Below are 20,284 nucleotides of genomic sequence, written 5' to 3'. Positions count from 1 at the left end.
CCTACGTACAGCCCACGGGGCCGGTGGACGAGGCCGAATTCAGGGGGACAGGGCTGATGGACAGCTGCGTGCAGCATATCGATCGGAAGGGCTGCCACAGTCGGTTCATCGCACCTACGATGAAGCCTTCACGTCAACGCGAAACGGCTGAAAGATACTGATGACGAAAATCGGTTCGAAGTTCTGGGTCTCCGCTGTCGGGCTCGTTGCGGCGCCACTGGTAATGGCTGCACCCGCCGCGGCGGAAGGATTGTCGTTGACCCCGGCGGCCCCCGGGTCGGCAACGGCGGTCGATGCACCACCGCCGTGCGTCAATTACCCCGGCAACATCCCCTGCAATCTGTCCACATTGTCGAGTTCGATAGGTATCGGACGCTGACCGGACGTCCGTGCTGCCGGACTCCCGGGAGGACTCGGGCGTCCTGGGTGATCTGCCTCTGATCGGCGGGGATACGGATGCACGGTTCGCCCGCGTCGTGGAGGTGCGCTGATGGACGGGTACGAGACAGCAGTACCGGCTTCACGGGGGCAGCTGGCGACTCCACGGGTCGGCGAAATCGTCGCGGCGCAGTTGCGGCTGCGCATCCTCGACGGGGATCTGGCCGATGGTGACGAGCTGCCACCGGAGGCGGTGCTCATTCGGGAGTACGGGGTGAGTCGCCCCAGTCTCCGCGAGGCTGTCCGCATCCTCGAGACGGAGGGCCTGGTCACGGTGCGTCGCGGCAAGGTCGGGGGCACCGTGGTGCGGAGCCCGGTGCCGCGGACGGCGGCTTATCATATGGGGCTGCTGCTGCAGTCGCAGCAGACTCCGTTGCTCGATCTCGCAACGGCCCGGGATCTGCTGGCGCCGTTCTGTGCCCAGGAGGCGGCGCTGCGCGACGACAATCAGGTCATCGGTGCACGATTACAGCAACTCATCGCCGAAGCCGCCGAAGTGATCGAGGACGGTCCGGCGTTCACCGCCGCCGCGATGGCATTTCACCAGGCCCTGGTCGAAGCCGCCGGCAACCAGACGCTGCGGATCTTCGCGGGCATGCTGGAAAGCGTCTGGACTGTGCAGGAACGCAGATGGGCTCGTCAGGCCGCCGAGGAGTCGCGTTATCCATCGGTCGAACTGCGTCGCATGGTCTTGCAGTCACACGATGCGATGGCGAGGGCTATTACGGCGGGGGACGCGGAACTCACCGGGCGACTGGCCCGCGAACATCTTCGGGCATCTCAGGTCTATGTGGCCTCCGACAATGTGCCGACGGTGCGAATTGTGGACGCCGGCGGAATGCCGCGCATGGACCACGTTCCCGAGCGTGGGCCGTCTGCCTGACCCGCGTCGCTATCGAGCGTATTCACAGCGGGATCGGGCCGCCCACCGACATGGGTGCGACGAAGCCGCCGTCGACATGGATATCCTGCCCGTTCACCCAGCGGGCCGCGGGTGAGCCGAGGAAGTCGATGACCGGGACGATATCGGCCACGGTGGCGTGCCTGCCGACGGTGGCTTTCACTCCGTCGAGCAGTTCCTTGCCCATGGATGTCTCGAAGTCGCCGAGAATCGGCGTCTCGGTGGGGCCGGGACTGACGGTGTTGACCCGGATGCCGTATTTCTGCCAGGCGGCAATCGCCAGCCGCTTCGAGTAGAGCACAGCCGCTTGTTTCGACGTGCTGTACACGGGATAGGCCGGATCCTGTGCGGCCTGCCAGGTTTCGACGGCAGCCGGGTCGGTGGCCGCGAGCAGGCCCGCGAGGTCGGCGATCCGCTGCTGCCAGCCGAGGGCGGCAACCGAGGCGACGGTGACCACGGCACCGCCGGTGCGCAGCCGGGGCAGCATACCCTCGGTGGTGAGCCGCATACCCAGGTAGTTGACCTTCAGCACATCGGCGGCAGGGGCCGTGCCCGGGACGCCGGCCACGTAGGCGAGCAGGTCCCAGCCGTCGCCGATCGCGGCGAGCAGTTCGGCGATCTGCGCCGGGTCCCGCAGGTCGCAGCGCCGGTGTTCGGTGGCGGGGGTGTCGTTGTCGCACAGGTCGACGGCGAGCACATGATCGCCGGCCGAATGGAAGTGCGCCGCAGTGCCGGCGCCGATTCCCGAACCGGCGCCCACCACCACGATCCTGCGCTGTTCCTGCCCCATAGGGCCACCGCCGTCCCGTAGTTCCGAAATACATACAGAATGTATGACAGTAAGGACGACTATAAATCAGTTCAACGGCCGGGACAAACGGCACGCCTTCACCCGGTCGCCGGGCCGGCAGCTCGAACGCCGTGGCGGGCGAAATAGTTCAGGATGATGTACACACCGCGGCCGACACCGGTTCCGTTTCGGTGCGGACCGGCCGCACGCGGGAGGGTTAGGTGTCCTGCCGACGTGCGGTGCCGCCGGGCGGGACGGCCGCGGTCCTTCCGGGTTCGGACGCAGTCACCGGATTCTCGTTGCTGTTGTGCGCGCGAGATATCGCAGTGCCTCCATGGGGAAGAGCTCACGGGGCAGGACCCACTCGCCTGCCTCACCGGTCACAGCGACGGTGTGTTCCCGGATGTGGATCCGTCCGATCCGGTGGTAGTGGATGGCGACAGATCTGGCCGCCGTCGTCAGCAGCAGGCCGTCGCTGAGATACCGGAGCTGCAGTTCCGCGCCGGGATCGGCATACCGTCGCACCCGGGCCGAGCCGCGGCCGGCATCCTGCAGGGAGACCGCGACCAGAATCGTCAGCAGGGTGGGGATCCCGATCACCCCCACATAGCTCACCAGCGCGACCTCGAGCGCGCCCATGGTGGGGATCCAGGCGTAGTAGGTGCCGAGGAACCCGGTCCACGCGATCAGGTACAACAAGACGCAGCACGCCGCGATGGCGAAGACGATGCCCGCGGCGATCAACCATCCCCAGGATCGCCGCCAGACCAGCGCCAGTTCGTGCCGGGTAATCCATGCCGCCGTCAGCGGCCCGGCGGTACAGCGGACAACCATCGCACCGACCTGGTTGCGAGAGATCGACGATCGTCCGGAAACCACACAAACCTCCCACCCGGTAGGAGGAATCATATGTCAGGACAGCGCATTGGGGCGACCGAAACCGATCGGACGGCGCCCGATTCCTTCACCGGGTTCGGCGCGCGGGCGATCCGGCAGTCGTGGAACGGTGTGCCGGTAAACTGCTGTTGCGCATACTGTAGGCATTACTATCCAATGGCGCCGTCCCCTCCGGGTGCGCCCTGACAGTTCGAAGGTTGAGAGTTATGGCCGAACCCGTGATCGTCGGCGCGGTGCGTACCGCGATCGGACGTTCGTTCAAAGGCACGCTGACCGATGTGCCCTCGGAGACCCTCGCGGTGACCGTGGTGCCGGAGGTGGTGCGCCGGGCCGGGCTGGATCCGGACGTGGTCGACGATGTGATTCTGGCCGAATCCCATTACGGCGGTGGTGACCTGGCCCGGTATGCCGCGGTCGCGGCGGGGATGACCGCGGTGCCGGGACAGGCGGTGAACCGGCATTGCGCGGGCAGCCTGACCGCGATCGCCAACGGCGCCGCCCATATCGGGACCGGCATGGAGCGGGTGATCGTGGCCGGTGGCGTGCAGTCGCTGTCGACGAATCCGTTCATGAACTGGCGGGTGCCGGGAACGACCGAGATCCGGCAGGGTTGGATGCCGCCCTCACATCCGGAAACTCCCGACGCGCCGACGCTGGATATGGCGATCACCGTCGGCTGGAACACCGCGCGGCTGGCCGGGATCTCCCGGGAGGACATGGATGCCTGGGCTGCCCGCTCACATCAGCGGGCCGTCGCCGCGATCGATGACGGCAAATTCGCCGACGAGATCGTGGCATTGAAGGTCGAGCGCCCCGACGGCACCGTCATCGACTTCGTCGTCGACGAGCATCCGCGCCGCGACACCAGTGTGGAGCGGCTCGCGAAGTTGCCGGTGCTACATCCGGAGATCGACGGGTTCTCCGTCACCGCGGGCAACAGCAGTGGGATCAACGACGCCGCCGCGGCGGTAGCGCTCACCGCGGGCGACTATGCGGCCGCGGAGAACCTCGACGTCCTGGCGCGGGTGCGGGCCTGGGCCAATGCCGCGGTCACCCCGGCGGAGAACGGTTTGGCCGCGGGCAAGGTCATCGGCAAGGTGCTGGACCGGGCCGGGTTGAAAGCTGCCGATGTGGCCCTGTGGGAGATCAACGAAGCCTTCGCTTCGGTCCCGATCGCCGCCTGCCGCGAACACGGCCTGGACGAGGAGCGAGTGAACTTCTCCGGCAGCGGGTGCAGTCTCGGACATCCCATCGCCGCCTCCGGCGCCCGGATGATCACCACTCTCGTCTACGAACTGCGCCGGCGCGGTGGCGGGATCGGGATCGCCGCCATGTGTGCCGGCGGCGGGCAGGGCGGCGCGGTCGTCATCGAGGTGTGAGCAGCCCGGATAACCCGGTGGGCGGATCGAATCGCCGGTTCCGTGACGACTGAGCACCTATTGCGACCCCGGGCGGGCCCGGCTCCGAACGGAGCCGGGCCCGCGTGTTGCCGGGACGTTGCCGACCCGCGGCGGGCCTGGCGCGGTCGTCGGCGAGGGGGGTCGTCGATCGCCGGCCGGAGGGCTGATCGGCCGACTCGGTGGAATCGGCGAACGCGCGCCGAGCGTGCTCGGACGATGTTACTGTTGCCATTACTGGAGGTTTATCTGCCGGTGTGGGTCGCCGTCCCGTCGGGAGCCGTGTCCCGGCGGGCTCGGGTCGTACTCGCGTGAGGAGCGCTGATGTCGCAGATCGTCGAATCCGCCGGCGCGAGGCGGAGGGGTGGGCCGGAGGGGGATCGGCCCGACGGAGCGGGTTACCGGGTCGCACCCGATCTGTCCGCGACCCTGGAGGCCCAGCGGCAAGCGTTCCGGAACGAGGGCCCGCCGGACGCCGCGGTCCGCCGCGATCGCATCGACCGGTTGCTCGCGATGGTGCTGGACAACACCGACGCCTACCTCGATGCCCTCACTACGGACTTCGGGACCCGGTCGCGGACCGGCAGCCTGTTCACCGAGATCATGGGCATGCTCACCGCCATCGAATACGTGCGCGCCCACCTGGGTCGGTGGATGCGGCCCCGGCGGCCCGGCAGGACGGCCCGGCTGTACGGCATCCGCGCGGAAGTGCGGCCCTGCCCACTCGGTGTCGTGGGGATCATCGGGCCGTGGAACTTCCCACTCAACCTGGTGATCCTGCCCGCGGCGACCGCCTTCGCCGCCGGTAACCGGGTGATGATCAAAATGTCCGAGATCACCTCCCATACGGCGGAACTGACGCGCCTGCTGGCGGGGAGATATTTCGACGAATCCGAGCTCGCGGTCGTCACCGGGGGCCCCGAAGTCGGGGCGGCCTTCACCGAGCTGCCGTTCGACCACCTGTTCTTCACCGGGTCGACACGGGTGGGCCGGCTGGTGCAGCGCGCCGCGGCGGCGAACCTGGTGCCGGTCACCTTGGAGCTCGGCGGAAAGAATCCGGTGGTGGTCGCCACGGATGCGGATCTCTCCCGAGCCGCGGACCGGATAGCCCGGGCCCGGATGGTCAACGGTGGCCAGGTGTGCGTGTGCCCGGATTACGTGCTGGTTCCCGAGGACCGGATCGAGCCTTTCGTCGATGCCCTGCGCTCGGCCTGGCGCCGCATGTTCCCCGAGATTCTCGGCAACGCGGATTACACGGCCGCGGTGAACACCGCGAACTACGAGCGGATCATCGGCCTGATCGAGGACGCGCGAGCCCACGGTGCGCACGTGGAGCAGATCGCTCCGGCCGCGGAAGCACTGCCGGATCCGGGGACACGCAAGATCGCGCCGACCATCATCCGTGCGGTGACCGACGAGATGGCCGTCGCCTCGGAGGAGGTTTTCGGGCCGGTCCTCACCGTGCTGCCCTACCGGGAGCTGACCGAGGTCATCGACTACATCAATCAGCGGCCCGCACCGCTGGTCGCCTACTGGCACGGGCCGGATCGGGCCGATTTCCGGACCTTTGTCGCCAACACTCGCAGCGGCGGCGTGGCCCGGAACGAATTCGCCATCCACATGTTCCCGGACAACGCGCCGTTCGGCGGGGTCGGCGACAGCGGGATGGGCGCGTATCACGGCAAAGCCGGTTTCGACACCTTCAGCCACCATCGAACCGTGGTCGGTACGGACCTGCCGGTTCCGATCACCAGCATGGCCGCCCCGCCGTTCGGCCGCATGATCGGGCGCGTGACCGACTTCTCGCTCCGCTCCGCACGCCGGCGCACCCACCGGCGGCTGCGGGCCCGGCCTGCACTTCTGCGCAGCCACCGCCCCCTGCGCTCGCGCGCAGCAGACGAACGAGGAGCCACGTTGACCCCTTCCGCGACCGGAGCCGAACCCTTGTTCACGCTCGTATCCGCCACCGATGCCGCTGCCTCCGCGATCCCGGACCGGGCGTTGATCGTCCAGGGCGACCGGACCCACACCTATGCGCAGATCGCCGACCGCTCTCGACGGCTGGCGGCCTACCTGCACGCCCAGGGTCTCGGATGCCGGACCGAACGGCCGGACCTCGCGAACCACGAAGTCGGGCAGGACCTCCTGGGCATATACGCCTACAACGGTTCCGAGTTCGTCGAGAGCATGATCGGCGCGTTCCGGGCGCGGGTCGCGCCGTTCAACGTCAACTACCGCTACGTCGAGAACGAATTACATTATCTGCTGGCCGATTCGGGCGCGGCCGCACTGGTCTACCATGCCGCGTTCGCGCCGACACTCGCCGAAGTCCTGCCGGAACTGCCCGGTCTGCGGGTCCTGATCCAGATCGCCGACTCCTCCGGTAACGCATTGCTCGACGGCGCCGTCGACTACGAGACCGTGATCGCGTCTACGGAACCGGAACCACTTCCGGTCGAACCGTCACCGGACGACCTGTATGTGCTCTACACCGGCGGAACCACCGGGATGCCGAAGGGTGTGCTCTGGCGCCAGCACGATATCTACATGGGGGCCTGCGGCGGTAAGGATGTCAACAGCGGCGTCACGGTCGGCTCCTGCGCGGAGATCGCGGAGCGGGCGGCGGCCAACCCCGGGGTGAAATTGCTGCTGGTACCGCCCCTGATCCACGGCGCGGCGCAGTGGGCGTTATTGACGGCCATGACCACCGGGCAGACGATCGTGCTGTCCCCGGTCACCGACCGTATCGACGCCGAGGAGATCGTGCGCACCATCGAACGGGAGCAGGTATCCGTCGCGATCGTGGTGGGCGATGCGCTGGCGCGGCCGCTGCTCGCGGCCGTGGAAGCCGGCACGGCGGATACGTCCTCGCTGGTGGCGCTGGCCAACGGCGGTGCGGTGCTCAGTCCCGCGGTCAAGGAGCGCTGGATCGCCGCGGTGCCGGGCCTGGCCGTTCTCGACGGTGTCGGTTCCTCGGAGACCGGGACGCAGATGCACCATGTGTCGGCGGCAGGTTTCGTCTCCACCGGGAAGTTTTCGGCGGGAGTCGATACCCGGGTGGTTGCCGAGGATTTCGGTTCCGTGCTGGAGCCCGGCCACGACGGTATCGGGTGGCTGGCGCAACGCCGGTTCACCCCGCTCGGATACAAGGGCGATGCGAAGAAGACCGCGGCGACGTTCCCGACGATCGACGGTGTCCGCTATGTCCTGCCGGGCGACCGCGCGCGGCATCTCGCCGACGGTGTCGTCGAACTGCTGGGCCGGGATTCCGCCACCATCAACTCCGGCGGCGAGAAGATTTTCGCCGAAGAAGTGGAGATAGCGATCTCCTCGCACCCGGCGGTCGCCGATGTGCTGGTGGTCGCCCGGCCCAGCGAACGCTGGGGGCAGGAGGTGGTGGCCGTCGTCGAGCTGGTCGAGGGTGCGTCGGCCGGATTCGACGACCTGGTCGCCCACGCCGCCGAATCCCTGGCCCGCTACAAACTGCCGAAGGCGGTGGTGTTCTGCCCGGCGATCGTCCGCAGCCCGGCCGGTAAAGCGGACTACCGATGGGCCCGCGAGCAGGCGGCGGCTGCCTCCTGAACGACGCTCGGCCGGCCAGTTCCGCGACGGCCGGCAGCGGTGAGCGACACAACGCGCCGGCAGGCCACTGGAGACAGTCCTCCACTCAGGCGCAGCACATCGATAGTGAACGGAAGAACCACATATGAGCATGCCGATCGTCGACGATGCCGCGAAGGTGCTTGCGGATCCGGCCGCCTACACGGACGAGGTGCGCCTGCACGCCGCACTGAGTGCGCTCCGGGCGCAGGCACCGGTTTCGCGGGTGGATGTGCCCGGCTACAAACCCTTCTGGGCGATCACCAAACACGCCGATGTCCTGGTGGTCGAGCGCGCGAACCGGACCTTCACCAACTGGCCGCGGCCCGTTCTGATGCCCGCGGCATCGGACGAGATGCAGGCGGCGGTGGGTATCCGGACGCTGATCCATATGGATGATCCGCAGCACCGGGTCGTGCGGGCGATCGCGGCGGACTGGTTCAGCCCGAAATCCATGCGCGCCATGGGTGAGCGGATCGAGCAGCTCGCCGTGCGATACGTGGACCAGATGCGGGACGCGGGCGGCGAATGCGATTTCGTTCAGGAGGTCGCCGTCAACTATCCGCTGTATGTGATCATGTCGCTGCTCGGCGTCCCCGAATCCGATTTCCCCCTGATGCTGAAGCTGACGCAGGAACTGATCGGCAGCGACGACGACGAATACAAGCGGGGCATGTCCGATGAGGAGACGATGAATGCGCTCGGCGAGATGTTCGCCTACTTCCAGAGCCTGACCGAGGCCAGGCGCGCGCACCCCACCGACGATCTCGCCTCGGCCATCGCGAACGCGACGATCGACGGGGAACCGCTGTCCGATATCGACACCATGTCCTATTACGCGATCATCGCCACGGCCGGGCACGACACCACCAGCGCCACCATCGGCGGTGGTATGCACGCCCTGATCGAGCACCCCGGACAGCGAGAACAACTCCGTGCGGACCTCGGCCTGATGCCCCGGGCCACCGAGGAGATGATCCGCTGGGTCACCCCGGTGAAGGCCTTCATGCGCACGGCGGCCCAGGACACCACGGTCAACGGTGTGCCGATCGCCGAGGGGGAATCGCTGCTGCTGTCCTATGTCTCGGCCAACCGCGACGAGGACGCCTTCGACGAGCCCTTCCGGTTCGATATCCACCGCGAACCGAACAAGCATGTGGCGTTCGGGTTCGGGATCCACTTCTGCCTGGGTGCCGGGCTGGCCCGGATGGAGGTCGGGAAATTCTTCGCCGAGCTCCTCCCGCGGCTGCGGTCGGTCGAATCGGCGGGGGAACCCGAATTGATCGCGACGACGTTCGTCGGCGGGCTCAAGCATCTGCCGATCCGCTACTCGCTCAGCTGAGTGCCGGTAATCGACAGAGTCGACTCGATAAATGCGGCCCGGGGGAGTGGCGGCGCGGAGGAATCGCGCCCGGTGTCATCGGATCAAGGGGTCGCGCGGCATACCGAGGATCCGCTCGGCGATCTGGTTGCGGGTGACCTCCGAGGTTCCCCCGGCGATCGCCATTCCGCGCGCGCCGAAGGTCATCAGCGAAACCGCCGCCCCGGGGCCGTCCGACAGGGCCATCTCGCCGCCGAGCAGGCCGGCCGAGATGGCCGCCCACTCGGCCATGTGCTCGGCGAGTACGAGTTTGGTGATGTTGCCCTCGGGTCCGGGTCCGGCGCCTTCTATGCTGCGTGCGGCGCGCCGCAGGTTCAGCAAGCGCAGGGCATGATCCTCGGCGACGTAGCGGCCGGTCCGGACCCTTGTTCCGGCCGGTGGGTTCGGATGTTTCCCGACCTGTGCGACGAGTGCGTCCGCCGGAAGTGTTCCCGCGCCCGACCCGCCGCCGATGCTGACCCGTTCGTTACCGAGCGTGGCGCGGGCGACGGTCCACCCGGTGCCGGGCTCCCCGATTACATCCGCATCGGGAACGAACACGTCGTCGAAGAACACCTCGTTGAATTCGGCGCCACCGTTGATCATGCGCAGCGGCCGCACCGTCACGCCGTCCGCGTGCATATCGATGATCATCGTGGTGATACCGGCGTGTTTGGCCGCGGCCGGGTCGGTCCGGACCGTAGCCAGCCCGCGGCGGCAATAGTGGGCGCCGCTGGTCCAGACCTTCTGGCCGGTGACACGCCAGCCACCGTCCACCCGGATTGCTTTGGTCTTGATCCCGGCCGCGTCCGACCCGGCGGCCGGTTCGGAGAACAGCTGGCACCACACTTCTTCGCGCCGCAGGGCGCGCTCCACGAATCGTTCGATCTGCGAGGGGGTTCCGTGCTGGATCAGCGTCAAGATCACCCACCCGGTGATCGAATAGTCGGGACGCTCGACCTTCGCGGCCCGGAATTCCTGGTCGATGACCACTTGTTCGACCGCGGTCGCCGCCCGGCCCCACGGTTCGGGCCAGTGCGGCATCACGTAGCCGGTCGCGATCAGCCGGTCCAATTGCGCCGCGCTGTGGGCGGTCGCGGCGATCTCGGTGGCGTCGGCGCGGATCCGGGTGCGCAACTGTTCGGCCTCGGGTGGCAGGTCGAGACTGTTGGTCCGGGTGACGCCGGCCGCGGTGAGCGTGAACACCGTCTCGGCCGGGCCGTCACCGCCGGCGACGGCTCGGGTGGTCAGTGCGCGGCGCAGGTGCAGGTGCGCATCGTGCTCCCAGGTGAAACCGATGCCCCCATGGACCTGGATATTCAGCTCCGCATTGCGGACATACGCGGGGAACGCGAGCGTTGCCGCCGCGGCGGCGATCAACTGGAACTGTTGTTCGTTCTCGGCTTCCGCGCGGGCGGCGTCCCATACCAGCGCGACCGCGGATTCGGCGGCCACCAGCATATTCGCGCAGTGATGCTTGATCGCCTGGAACGTGGCGATGGTACGGCCGAACTGCTCGCGCACTTTCGCGTACTCGACAGCACTGTCCACGCAATCAGCGGCCGCGCCCGCCGCCTCGGCGGCAAGGAGGGTACGGGCCCGGGCCACCGCGCCCGGCCCGGCCCCGCGCAGTACGTCCGCGTCGGTGACCGCGACGCTGTCCAGGCGCACCCGGCCGGAGCGGCGGGTCGGGTCCAGGTTCTGCGGCACCTCCACCGTCACACCGACACGATCGGCCTCCAGCACCAGCACATCCGCGCCGGCCACCAGCATCAGCAGGTCGGCGGTACCCGCGCCGAGCACCACTCCGGCGTCGCCGCCGGCGCGCCCGCCGGAGAGTGTGATGCGCGCGTCGAGTCCGATGCCCGCGGTGCGGGAGCCGTCCACGAGACCTGGTAGCAACCGCTCCTGCTGAGCGGTATCCCCGGACACCGACAGCACCGACGACGCGATCACGGTCGGGACGAACGGTCCGGGCGCCACGGCGCGCCCCAGCTCCTCGACGATCACCACCAGTTCCGGGAACCCGGAGCCGGCGCCACCGAATTCCTCGCCGATATGCAGTCCCAGCCATCCCAGGTCCGCGAAGTCGGACCAGAACGGTGGCCGGCCTTCTTCCTCCGCCTCCAGCAGTGCGCGTGCCGCGGCCCGGGCCTTTCCGGCGGAGAGAAATGAGCGGGCCACTGTCGCCAGTTCGCGGTGGACGTCGGTTACTGCAATGCCCATCGGTGTCCTCCTGGGTGTGGGGACTGTCGTCCTGGTCCGAACCGCGACCTCTCCCTCGGGCAAGGGCAATTCGACTACTGAATAAACGACAGTAGTTGATTCCGGAAGCGGGAGGGCCGGTATCGGCGCTTCCGTCGGAGACGCCGCCCGTCCGCGAAGGCGGCGGTCGAGTCCGGTCGGTGGCGGGCTGCCGATATCGTCGGCCGGGTACCGTCCGGCGGCAACGGGCGCGGTGTTCCGCTGCCGGTGCACAGACGAGCGAGGTGGACTGTCATGCTGGTGACTCCCTGGTCGCGGGATATGGGCCTGCGTGCTCCGATCGTCAACGCCCCGATGGGCGGCGTCGCGGGTGGCCGTCTCGCGGCCGCTGTCACCGCGGCCGGTGGGCTCGGCATGATCGGGATGGGCAGCGCGGGCTCGGTCTCCCGGTTGAGCGGCGAGCTGGCGGCGCTCGGCGAGATCTCCGGGCCGTTCGGGATCGGCGTGGTCGACTGGGTGCTGGCCCGCGAACCCGGCCTGCTCGACGCGGCCGTCGCGGCGCGGCCGGCCCTGATCTCGATCAGCTTCACCGAGGATTTCGCCTGGGTCGACAGAGTGCACCGGGCCGGGATCGCCGCGGTGACCCAGGTCTACGACGCGGAACAGGCGCGCCGCGCCCGGGATGCCGGAGTGGATGTCCTCGTCGCAAGGGGAGCTGAGGGCGGCGGTCACGGGACACCGGCCCTGGGCACGCTGCCGCTGCTGGATGCCGTCCTGGACGCCGTCGACGGCCCGGTGCTGGCGGCCGGTGGAATCTCCTCCGGCCGGACCCTGGCCGCGGTGCTCGCGGCGGGCGCCGCCGGTGCCTGGCTGGGAACACGACTGTCGATGTGCACCGAAGCCCGCACACCGGACCGCAGCCGCGCGGCGCTGGCCGGCGCGGACGGTACCGACACCGTGACCACCCGTGTCTTCGATATCGGTCAGGACCTGCCGTGGCCGGCGCGGTTCCCGTCACGGGTGCTACGCAACGATTTCACCCGGCGGTGGGACAGCCGTGCGGACGATCTGGCCGGTGCACCCGAGGCCCGGGATGCCTTGGCCGCGGCGATGGCCGCCGACGACCCGGCCGTGGCCCCGGTCGACGCGGGCCAAGGCGTCGGACTGCTCACCGGAAGCCGGCCCGCCCGCGAGGTGATCGAGAATCTGTGTGCGACAGCGGAACATTCCTTACGTGCCTGGTCGGGGGACTGAAACCCGGCGGGCAGCGGTGATGCTCCGGCCGCGGCGGCCGCTACCGACTTGAGTATGCCGCAGCGGCACAGTTTCTCATGGAGGTACCGCACAGCCTCCTAGCCTGGAAAGGCCGGAAGATATGACCGACCAGAAGGATTCCCCCGCCACCGCCGTGCCCGCCGAGGTGCCGCCGGGTGCCGAACAGCCGGCGGCGCGGCCGACCCTGCTCGACCAGATGGGCGGCCCGATGGGGTTCGTCTACTCGACCCTCCCCGTTGTCGTGTTCGTGGCGGCCAACGCGGTCCTGCCGCTCTCGGTGACGATCGGGCTCTCGATCGCGGTCGGGGTCCTGCTGACCGGATTCCGCTTGTTCCGCGGCGAACGTTTCTCCTCGGCGATCGGCGGACTGCTCGGCATCGCCGCGGCCGTGGGCATCGTGATGTGGACCGGTTCGGCGAAGGACTTCTTCGTGATCGGGATCTGGGCCGCACTGGCAGGTTTCGTCGTGACCTTCGCGTCGGTACTGGCCCGTCGCCCGCTGACCGGCGTGATCTGGAACCTGGTGCACGGCGGCAAGGTCGCCTGGCGCGCCGACAAGGTGGCGCTGCGCGCACACGATATCGCCACCCTTGCCGCGGCGACCGTGTTCGGCGCCCGGTTCGTCATCAAGGAGTGGCTGTACCTCGCCGATTCCACGACATGGCTGGCGGTCGCCAAGGTCGTCCTGGGTACGCCGCTGACGATTCTGGCCGGGCTGATCGTGCTCTGGGCATTCCGGCGCACCACCAAGCGACTCGTCCCGCAGCCCGGAAGCTGACCTGCGACCCGGCTCACCGGTGCGGATTCCGTTGGCGGGCCCGTCGCGGACGTGCGCTAGGCCGGGTCCTCTCCGGCGGGCTGCCCGCCGACGCTGCTGCGGTCGTAGCGGGCGAGCATCGTCGTGACCGCCTCCTCCACGGCGTGACGGACGTCGGCCGGTGAAGGGTTCCAGTCGGCGAGCAGCATCCGCGGCCACAGGACGTAATTCGCGATCATGCCGAGGAACTGATTGGTCGCGCTCTGCGCATCGAGCACCACGGCGGTGCCCGCGTTGTGCTCGGCCTCCAGGTAGCGCTGGACGGAGATGAAGTAGGGCAGCTTGCCCAGCTCGAACTGCGCCCGCCCCAATTCCGGGAAGCGCGGCAGCTCGGCGACGACGATACGGAAGAGGGCCGCCATCTCGGGCCTGCCGATCAGGTCGGCGTACCGGCGGCCGATCGCGCTCAGGCCGGCGCTCAGGTCGCCGGGCGGCACCGTGGGCGAAGCAAGGTCCGGCCCGCCATTCCAGTACTCCGTGACGATGGCCTCGAACAGCGCCGCCTTGGTGGGGAACTGCTTGAACAGCGTGGACTTCGACACCACCGCTTCCTGCGCGATCTTCGCCAGCGAAGTCCCGTCGTAGCCCCGCTCGAGGAACAGCCGCGTGGCAGCCGCGGTGATCGCCTCGCGCTTGGACTGAGCGAGTCGCTGATGGTGCGCGGAGAGTCCTGCCTTCATGGACCCAGTATGACTCATCACGAGACGAGTCACTTGACTCGCCACTGCGCAGGTGCTTTGGTGGATGCAGAGGCGAGTCGTGCGACTCACCTCGAGTCGGCGGAAGCACTCCCGGCCGGCGTCGATCCGCGCACAGGAGGAGAAACACTCATGGAATCAGGCCGAATCGCATTGGTGACCGGCGGCAACCGTGGCCTGGGCCGTGCCACGGCCCAGGCGCTGGCCCGGCACGGGCGGCACGTCATCGTCACACACCGCGGCGACGCCGACGGGGCCGAGCGGACAGTCGAGAGCGTGGAGGAAGCGGGCGGGAAGGCCGTCGCGCTGCGGCTGGACATCAGCGATGTGGCTTCCTTCCCCGCCTTCGCCTCGGACCTGACCGCGCAGCTGGAGCGCTGGGGCGCCACGCGGCTGGATGTCCTGGTCAACAATGCCGGGATCGGGCTGTTCGGACCGTTGGAAGCAGTCACGGTCGACGACTTCGACGCGGTGATGGACACCAACGTGCGCGGCACGTTCTTCTTCATCCAGGCGCTTGCACCCCTGCTGGCCGACGGCGGACGGATCATCAACGTCTCCTCTTCCCTCAGCCGCCACACCAGTGCCGGCACCTCGGTCTACTCGGCGTCCAAGGCGGCGATCGAGGTTCTCGGCCGGACCCTGGCCGTGGAGCTGGGAGGACGAGGGATCCGCGTCAACGCCGTCGCGCCCGGGCCGACGGCCACCGACTTCAACGGCGGCGCCATGCGCGACGACGCCCAGATGCGCGAGAGCTTGGGCGCGCAGACCGCGCTGGGCCGCGTCGGCGAACCGCAGGAGATCGGCGATGCCATCGCCGCGCTCGCCTCCGAGAACCTGCGATGGGTCACCGGCCAGCGCCTCGAAGTGTCCGGCGGCGCCCTGCTGTAGGGGCCTCTCGCATACAGCGGGTCGATCCCGGATCTGTCAGAACCGGGAGCACCAACCCACAGAACCTAGTGCGGCCCGCGCCGGGAAACCCGTTCCGACTCTTCGCGGAGGGTGCGGAATTCGGCGGCCAGCGCATCCAGCGTGTAGTGGGCGTTCAGGCCGCTCGGATTCGGCAGTACCCAGACCTCGGCCTCGTCGAAAGCATCTGGCTGACGTCCGACGGTGGTTTGCGGCCGACCGAACGCGGTGCGATAGGCGCCGAGGCCCAGGACCGCGAGAATTCGCGGGCCGTACCGGCTCACCCGTTCGGCGAGAGCGCGGCCGCCGTCGCGGAGTTCCTCTGTGGTCAGCTCGGCCGCCTTCGCGGTGGTCCGTGGTACCACATTCGTGATGCCCAGGCCGAGGGCGAGCAGGTCCTCCTGTTCGTCGGGACGGAACAGCCGAGGCGTGAATCCCGATCGGAACAGCGCGGGCCAGAAGCGGTTTCCGGGCCGGGCGAAATGATGGCCGGTGGCGCCCGACCACAATCCCGGATTGATCCCGCAGAACAGCACCCGCAGATCCGGCGCCACGACATCGGGGATGGTCTTTCCTTCGGCCGCGGCCAGGTCGGCCGGCGTGGGACGAGGCGCAGCGGAACGTGCCATCCGCCCAGTGTGCCGGAAGCCGGGAAGACCTCGGCCCGCGACCGCCCCGCGATCAGCCGAAGCCGAGGTTCTTGTCGCCCACCTCGGGTGGCTCCGGCGGTGGAGCCGCCGGTTCCGCGACGGTCGGGGCGGGTAGTGCGGTGTCGGCGCCCAGTCCCTTCTCCGCCGATGCCGTCCGGATCGCGTCCACGACGAGTAACAGGGCCGCGCGGCGCGCGGTATTGGTGCGGTAGGCCAGCGATACGGTCCGGGTGAGCGGGTCGCCCAGTGCGACGATGTCGACGCCCGGCGGGCGCAGCGCCAGCCCCAGGTCCGACACGAGCGTCACACCCAGCCCGGCCGCCACCATCGCCATCGCGGTCGCCTGCTCCTCGACCTCGTGATCGATCCGTGGTTTCAGTCCGGCGGATTGGAACGCCAGCCGGGCCGAATGCCCGAAATGCGACCGGGCGGGCGCGAGGATCCACGGGTGTTCGACCAGTTCGGCCAGCGTCACGCTGGCCGCCGGCAGCGCACCCGCGGGGACGGCGGCGTAGATTCGTTCGACCGCGATGATCGCGCGTTCCAAGCCGCGGTCCCAGGTCATCGGGTAATTCGAGTAGTCGAGGACGAAGGAGAGGTCCAGTGCGCCGTCGCGGACGGCCGCGGCGGTCGCTTCCGGCGCGAGTTCCCGCGTGCGCACCAGGATGCCCGGATGATTACGGGCGAGGGCGGTGAGCGCGTCGGGAAGCAGCCCGGACGCCACCGAGGCCCACACACCGGCGGTGAGTTTCGCCGTCACCGATTCGCCGGCCTCCTCGAGCGCCTGCGTCGCGCGCTCCACCGAGGCGAGGATCTCCTCGGCGTGCTCGGCGAGCAGCACCCCGAGATCGGTGAGCTGCACCCGGCGCCCCCGCCGCTCGAACAGCCGGGTACCGACATCGCGCTCCAGTTGCGCGAGCTGCTGAGAGACGGCGGAGGCGGTGTAGTGCAGCGCATTCGCTGCCGCAGTGATCGTGCCGCGCCGGTGCAGCTCACGCAGCATCCGGAGGCGGGCCAGCGACAGATCCATACCTCGAGCCTATTCGTTGTGCAGTAACGCTGAACACTGCCGTGAACGAACCGTAAATAGACGCGCGGACCGGTGCGAATGCACGCTGAGAGCACCGGACCCGAGCCATCGGCCGGGGGCGACGAGGCCCGGACGGGAGAGAAAGCGACCAGGCGTTTCCCCGTGGGTGGTGGTGACCGGCACGAGTACGAAGAGGAGGTGGTTCGTCGTGACGACGATGCATGACCCGGTCGGGGATGCTCCGCAGGTGACCGCGCAGGCTGTTCCGTCCATCCCGGCGGCAGTGACCGTCGCCCCCGCGATCCGGCGTTCCGAGCCGTATATGCGCCTGCACTGGACGGACTCGCTCACGGGCGCGGTCGGCTATCTGGTCGTGCACACCATGCGCGCCGGTCTGGCCACCGGCGGTACCCGGATGCGGGCCGGCTGCACGCTGGGCGAGGTCGAGGATCTGGCCCGCGGGATGGCCAACAAGACCGCCACCTTCGATCTGCCGGTCGGCGGCGCCAAGGGCGGTATCGACTTCGACCCCAAGGACCCGCGCGCCGTCGAGGTGCTGGAACGGTTCTGCGAAGCCATGCGCCCATGGCTGGACTCGCACTGGGTGACCGCGGAGGATCTGGGGGTCCCGCAGCACCTGATCGACGAGGTCTTCGAGAAACTCGGCCTCGGCCAGAGCTACCACGCCGCGATCAGCCGTGCCGCTGATCCGGCCGCGACGCTGGAGCGGGTCCGCGCCGGACTGAACGCCGCCGTCGAGGGCGGGTTCCTGCTGGGCGATGTGATCGGCGGCTACGGCGTCGCGCACGCCTGCCTCGCCGCCGCGGTCTGGTGGGGCCAGGCGCCCGCCGAGGCCACGGTCGCGATCCAGGGCGTCGGCACCATGGGCGGGGCGGCGGCCTACTACCTGCACGAGGCCGGGATGAAGGTCACCACCGTAGCCGACGCCGCGGGCACGCTGTACTGCCCCGACGGGCTGGATGTTCCGGCGCTGCTGGATCTGCGCGACAGCTACGGCGAGGTCGACCGCACCCGCCTGCCTGCGGACGTCCAGCAGCTGCCGCGCGCCGCGATCCTGTCCTCCGACGTCGATATCCTTGTCCCGGCGGCGATCTCCTATGCCATCACGCCGGACAACTCGTTCGATGTCCGGGCCCGGATCGTCGTCGAGGCCGCGAACGCCGCCACCACACCGGAGGCCGAGGCCATGCTCGCCGCCCGCGGTATTCCGGTGATACCGGATTTCGTGGCGAACGCCGGGGCCGTGGCGTGGGCCTGGTGGCTGCTTCTGGGCGAGGTCGACGATATCCCGGAGAACTCGTTCGACCGCCTCCGCACGATCATGCACAGCAAGGTCGAGCAGCTCCTCGCCGCGTGGGCAGAGGCGGGCGTCACCCCGCGCGATACCGGACATCTCTGGGCCGACGATCCGTCGCCGGTCGCGGGCCCGGTCGCCATTCCCTGATCGCCAGTGCACCCGCATCCATAGGCCCTGCGGGCCGAGAAGAGCACCCGAGATATACGGCCGGGGACGTCACCGATCTCCCGCCCGGCCGAAAGTTCGCACCGGTGTCCGGCTGCAACAGCAGCCGGACACCAGTGATCTGGAGCTCGGCGAGTATCTCGAGAACTCGCCCGAGGATGTGAAACGGTTCGAGGAGCAGCACGCTCGTCTGCCGGCGCGGGCGGCCGCCCAGCCCGTGACGGCCGGGAGCCCGGTCCGATCCCGGATAGACGCCGTCGTGCCGAGCGGGTCGGGGGCCGGCACATAAGTGGCGGCGCCCCGTCGCAGACATGGTCCGCGGGGCGGGGCGTCGGATCGCCGCCCGCCCGGCGTGCTCACCCCCCGGCGACCGACGGGATGATCATGACCTCGGTGCCGGTGCTCAAGGGTGTATCCAGACCGGCGAGGGTGCGGCATTCGTCGCCGTCGATATAGAAGTTCACGTAGCGACGCAGTGCGCCGGCCTCGTCGCGCAACCGGCGTTCCAACGCGGGGGATCGCTCGCGCAGGGTGTCGAGAACGGTGCGGAGAGTGGCACCCTCGACATCGAATTCCTTCTCCCCGTCGACGTAGGTGCGCAGCATGGACGGCAGATGCACACGTGCCACGGCGTTATCCGACGACTCGCGCGCGCACGCACAGCACGTCCGGCAGCTTGTCGGCCACCAGTTGCCAGTGTTCGCCTTCGTCGGCGCTGCAGTACACCTCGCCGTTGCGGGTGCCGAAATAGATACCTGCCGGGTCCGCGTCGTCGGCGCACATGGCATCGCGCATGACCGCCGCCCAGAACGGTTCGTCCGGGAGTCCCTCGGTCTTCGCCGACCAGGTCTCGCCACCGTCGTCGCTGCGATACACGGCGCAGCGGGCCTCCGGGGGAAACCGGAACCGTTCCATCTCCGCGACCAGCGGGAATGTGTAGATGACGCCGGGACGCCGGGGATGCGCGACGATCGGGAAGCCGAAGTTGGATGCCGGGAGGCCGCCGTCGATGGACTGCCAGCTCGTGCCGTCGTCGGTGCTGCGGAAGACTCCGCCGTGATTCTGCAGATATAGCGTGCTGGGGGTCTCGGCGTCCATCGCGACCTTGTGCACGCACTGCCCCCACTCCGGCAGTTCACCGGGCATGAAATCGGCGGTGACCCCCTTGTTCGTCGGCTTCCACGATGCCCCGCCGTCGGCGGACTGATAGACACCCCCGGTGGATATGGCGACCGCGATCCGCTGGGTGTCGCCCGGATGGGGGAGGACGGTGTGCAATGCCAACCCACCACCGCCGGGCATCCACTCCGGCCGGTGCGGATGGTCCCACAGCCCGCGGACCAGTTCGAAGGTCCGCCCTCGGTCGGTGGAGCGGAACAGTGCCGACGGTTCGACGCCCGCGTACACCACATCGGGCTCCGCAGCCGTCGCGGGGGCGATCTGCCATACGCCCTGCAGCGCCGCTTCGGTATCCGCGGGAAATGCCAGCGGTGCATCGTCGGGTTCGCTCCACGTCTCGCCCAGATCGTCGCTGACCACCAGCGTCGGACCGAAATGGCTGTCCAGTACTCCCGCCAGTACGCGCGGGGTCGCCCGCCGGGTGTCGATCGCCAAGGCCTTCACATCGGCCACCGCGAATTGCGGCGCGCTCACCTCCCAGCTCGACCGGCCGTTCCTGCTACGCGCCAGGAACAAGCCTTTGCGTGTCCCGATTCCGAGCAAAACATCCATCGCCGACCTCCATGCCGTCACCGCCACGCCGATCGGAGCTGAGCGTACTCCGGGGGTGCGACAGGTCACGGCAGGACGTGAACAACGATGCGCGCGTATCGGG

16 protein-coding genes are annotated in these 20,284 nt (G+C 68.8%); 8 read left to right on the top strand and 8 right to left on the bottom strand.

Translation table 11 applies throughout. The features are described from left to right. The first annotated feature begins 490 nt into the window (after nt 1–490). Nucleotides 491–1,321 carry a FadR/GntR family transcriptional regulator gene (locus tag ACIA75_RS23075; RefSeq protein WP_397107245.1) on the top strand — a complete coding sequence of 277 codons (831 nt, stop codon included), beginning with the start codon at nt 491–493 and terminating at the stop codon, nt 1,319–1,321. A 22-nt stretch (nt 1,322–1,343) separates the two neighbouring features. Here the strand turns inward: ACIA75_RS23075 and ACIA75_RS23070 are convergent, their stop codons facing one another. Further along, nucleotides 1,344–2,129, bottom strand: coding sequence for a coniferyl-alcohol dehydrogenase (locus ACIA75_RS23070; protein WP_397107243.1), 786 nt, complete (start codon nt 2,127–2,129; stop codon nt 1,344–1,346). A 285-nt stretch (nt 2,130–2,414) separates the two neighbouring features. Next, nucleotides 2,415–3,008, bottom strand: a complete 594-nt coding sequence (locus ACIA75_RS23065) for a hypothetical protein (protein ID WP_397107241.1) — start codon at nt 3,006–3,008, stop codon at nt 2,415–2,417. Between the two features lie 224 nt (nt 3,009–3,232). On the opposite strand from ACIA75_RS23065, the gene ACIA75_RS23060 reads away from it, so the two are divergent. The 3 genes from ACIA75_RS23060 to ACIA75_RS23050 all read left to right on the top strand — a co-directional run bounded on the left by ACIA75_RS23060 (nt 3,233) and on the right by ACIA75_RS23050 (nt 9,365). Next, complete coding sequence (locus ACIA75_RS23060; RefSeq protein ID WP_397107239.1) at nt 3,233–4,405, top strand: thiolase family protein; 1,173 nt, start codon at nt 3,233–3,235, stop codon at nt 4,403–4,405. Nucleotides 4,406–4,747: 342 nt separating this feature from the next. Beyond that, nucleotides 4,748–8,005 carry an aldehyde dehydrogenase family protein gene (locus ACIA75_RS23055; protein WP_397107237.1) on the top strand — a complete coding sequence of 1,086 codons (3,258 nt, stop codon included), beginning with the start codon at nt 4,748–4,750 and terminating at the stop codon, nt 8,003–8,005. 124 nt (nt 8,006–8,129) lie between these two features. Further along, nucleotides 8,130–9,365 (top strand): cytochrome P450, encoded by a 1,236-nt coding sequence (locus tag ACIA75_RS23050; RefSeq protein WP_397107235.1) that lies wholly within the window; start codon nt 8,130–8,132, stop codon nt 9,363–9,365. A 75-nt stretch (nt 9,366–9,440) separates the two neighbouring features. Here the strand turns inward: ACIA75_RS23050 and ACIA75_RS23045 are convergent, their stop codons facing one another. Continuing rightward, nucleotides 9,441–11,609, bottom strand: a complete 2,169-nt coding sequence (locus ACIA75_RS23045) for an acyl-CoA dehydrogenase (protein WP_397107233.1) — start codon at nt 11,607–11,609, stop codon at nt 9,441–9,443. 273 nt (nt 11,610–11,882) lie between these two features. On the opposite strand from ACIA75_RS23045, the gene ACIA75_RS23040 reads away from it, so the two are divergent. Together ACIA75_RS23040 and ACIA75_RS23035 are read left to right on the top strand one after the other, a co-directional pair. After that, entirely contained in the window at nt 11,883–12,842 is a 960-nt protein-coding gene (locus tag ACIA75_RS23040; RefSeq protein ID WP_397107231.1) for an NAD(P)H-dependent flavin oxidoreductase, read from the top strand. A gap of 121 nt (nt 12,843–12,963) precedes the next feature. Further along, entirely contained in the window at nt 12,964–13,641 is a 678-nt protein-coding gene (locus ACIA75_RS23035; RefSeq protein WP_397107229.1) for a DUF3159 domain-containing protein, read from the top strand. Nucleotides 13,642–13,697: 56 nt separating this feature from the next. On the opposite strand, the gene ACIA75_RS23030 is transcribed toward ACIA75_RS23035, so the two are convergent. Continuing rightward, nucleotides 13,698–14,360: a TetR/AcrR family transcriptional regulator gene (locus ACIA75_RS23030; protein ID WP_397107227.1), complete on the bottom strand. Its 663-nt coding sequence runs from the start codon at nt 14,358–14,360 to the stop codon at nt 13,698–13,700. A gap of 150 nt (nt 14,361–14,510) precedes the next feature. Here ACIA75_RS23030 and ACIA75_RS23025 point away from each other — a divergent pair, with 150 nt between their 5' ends. Beyond that, complete coding sequence (locus tag ACIA75_RS23025) at nt 14,511–15,269, top strand: SDR family NAD(P)-dependent oxidoreductase (RefSeq protein WP_397107225.1); 759 nt, start codon at nt 14,511–14,513, stop codon at nt 15,267–15,269. 65 nt (nt 15,270–15,334) lie between these two features. Here the strand turns inward: ACIA75_RS23025 and mug are convergent, their stop codons facing one another. Further along, a complete protein-coding gene (gene mug / locus ACIA75_RS23020; protein ID WP_397107223.1) occupies nt 15,335–15,916 on the bottom strand; it encodes a G/U mismatch-specific DNA glycosylase in 582 nt (193 codons plus the stop codon). Between the two features lie 52 nt (nt 15,917–15,968). Then, nucleotides 15,969–16,967, bottom strand: a complete 999-nt coding sequence (locus ACIA75_RS23015; protein ID WP_397107220.1) for a LysR substrate-binding domain-containing protein — start codon at nt 16,965–16,967, stop codon at nt 15,969–15,971. A 322-nt stretch (nt 16,968–17,289) separates the two neighbouring features. On the opposite strand from ACIA75_RS23015, the gene ACIA75_RS23010 reads away from it, so the two are divergent. Further along, nucleotides 17,290–18,432: a Glu/Leu/Phe/Val dehydrogenase dimerization domain-containing protein gene (locus tag ACIA75_RS23010; RefSeq protein ID WP_397108000.1), complete on the top strand. Its 1,143-nt coding sequence runs from the start codon at nt 17,290–17,292 to the stop codon at nt 18,430–18,432. Between the two features lie 374 nt (nt 18,433–18,806). On the opposite strand, the gene ACIA75_RS23005 is transcribed toward ACIA75_RS23010, so the two are convergent. Together ACIA75_RS23005 and ACIA75_RS23000 are read right to left on the bottom strand one after the other, a co-directional pair. Beyond that, entirely contained in the window at nt 18,807–19,079 is a 273-nt protein-coding gene (locus ACIA75_RS23005) for a MoaD/ThiS family protein (RefSeq protein ID WP_397107218.1), read from the bottom strand. 4 nt (nt 19,080–19,083) lie between these two features. After that, nucleotides 19,084–20,181, bottom strand: a complete 1,098-nt coding sequence (locus ACIA75_RS23000; RefSeq protein WP_397107216.1) for a WD40/YVTN/BNR-like repeat-containing protein — start codon at nt 20,179–20,181, stop codon at nt 19,084–19,086. Between the last annotated feature and the right edge of the window lie 103 nt (nt 20,182–20,284).

Origin of the sequence: Nocardia sp. NPDC051750, assembly GCF_044453135.1 — a bacterium.
Lineage (GTDB): Bacteria > Actinomycetota > Actinomycetes > Mycobacteriales > Mycobacteriaceae > Nocardia.
Note: the sequence above shows the minus strand (reverse complement) of the source record. Positions and strands in the feature narration are given on the sequence as shown.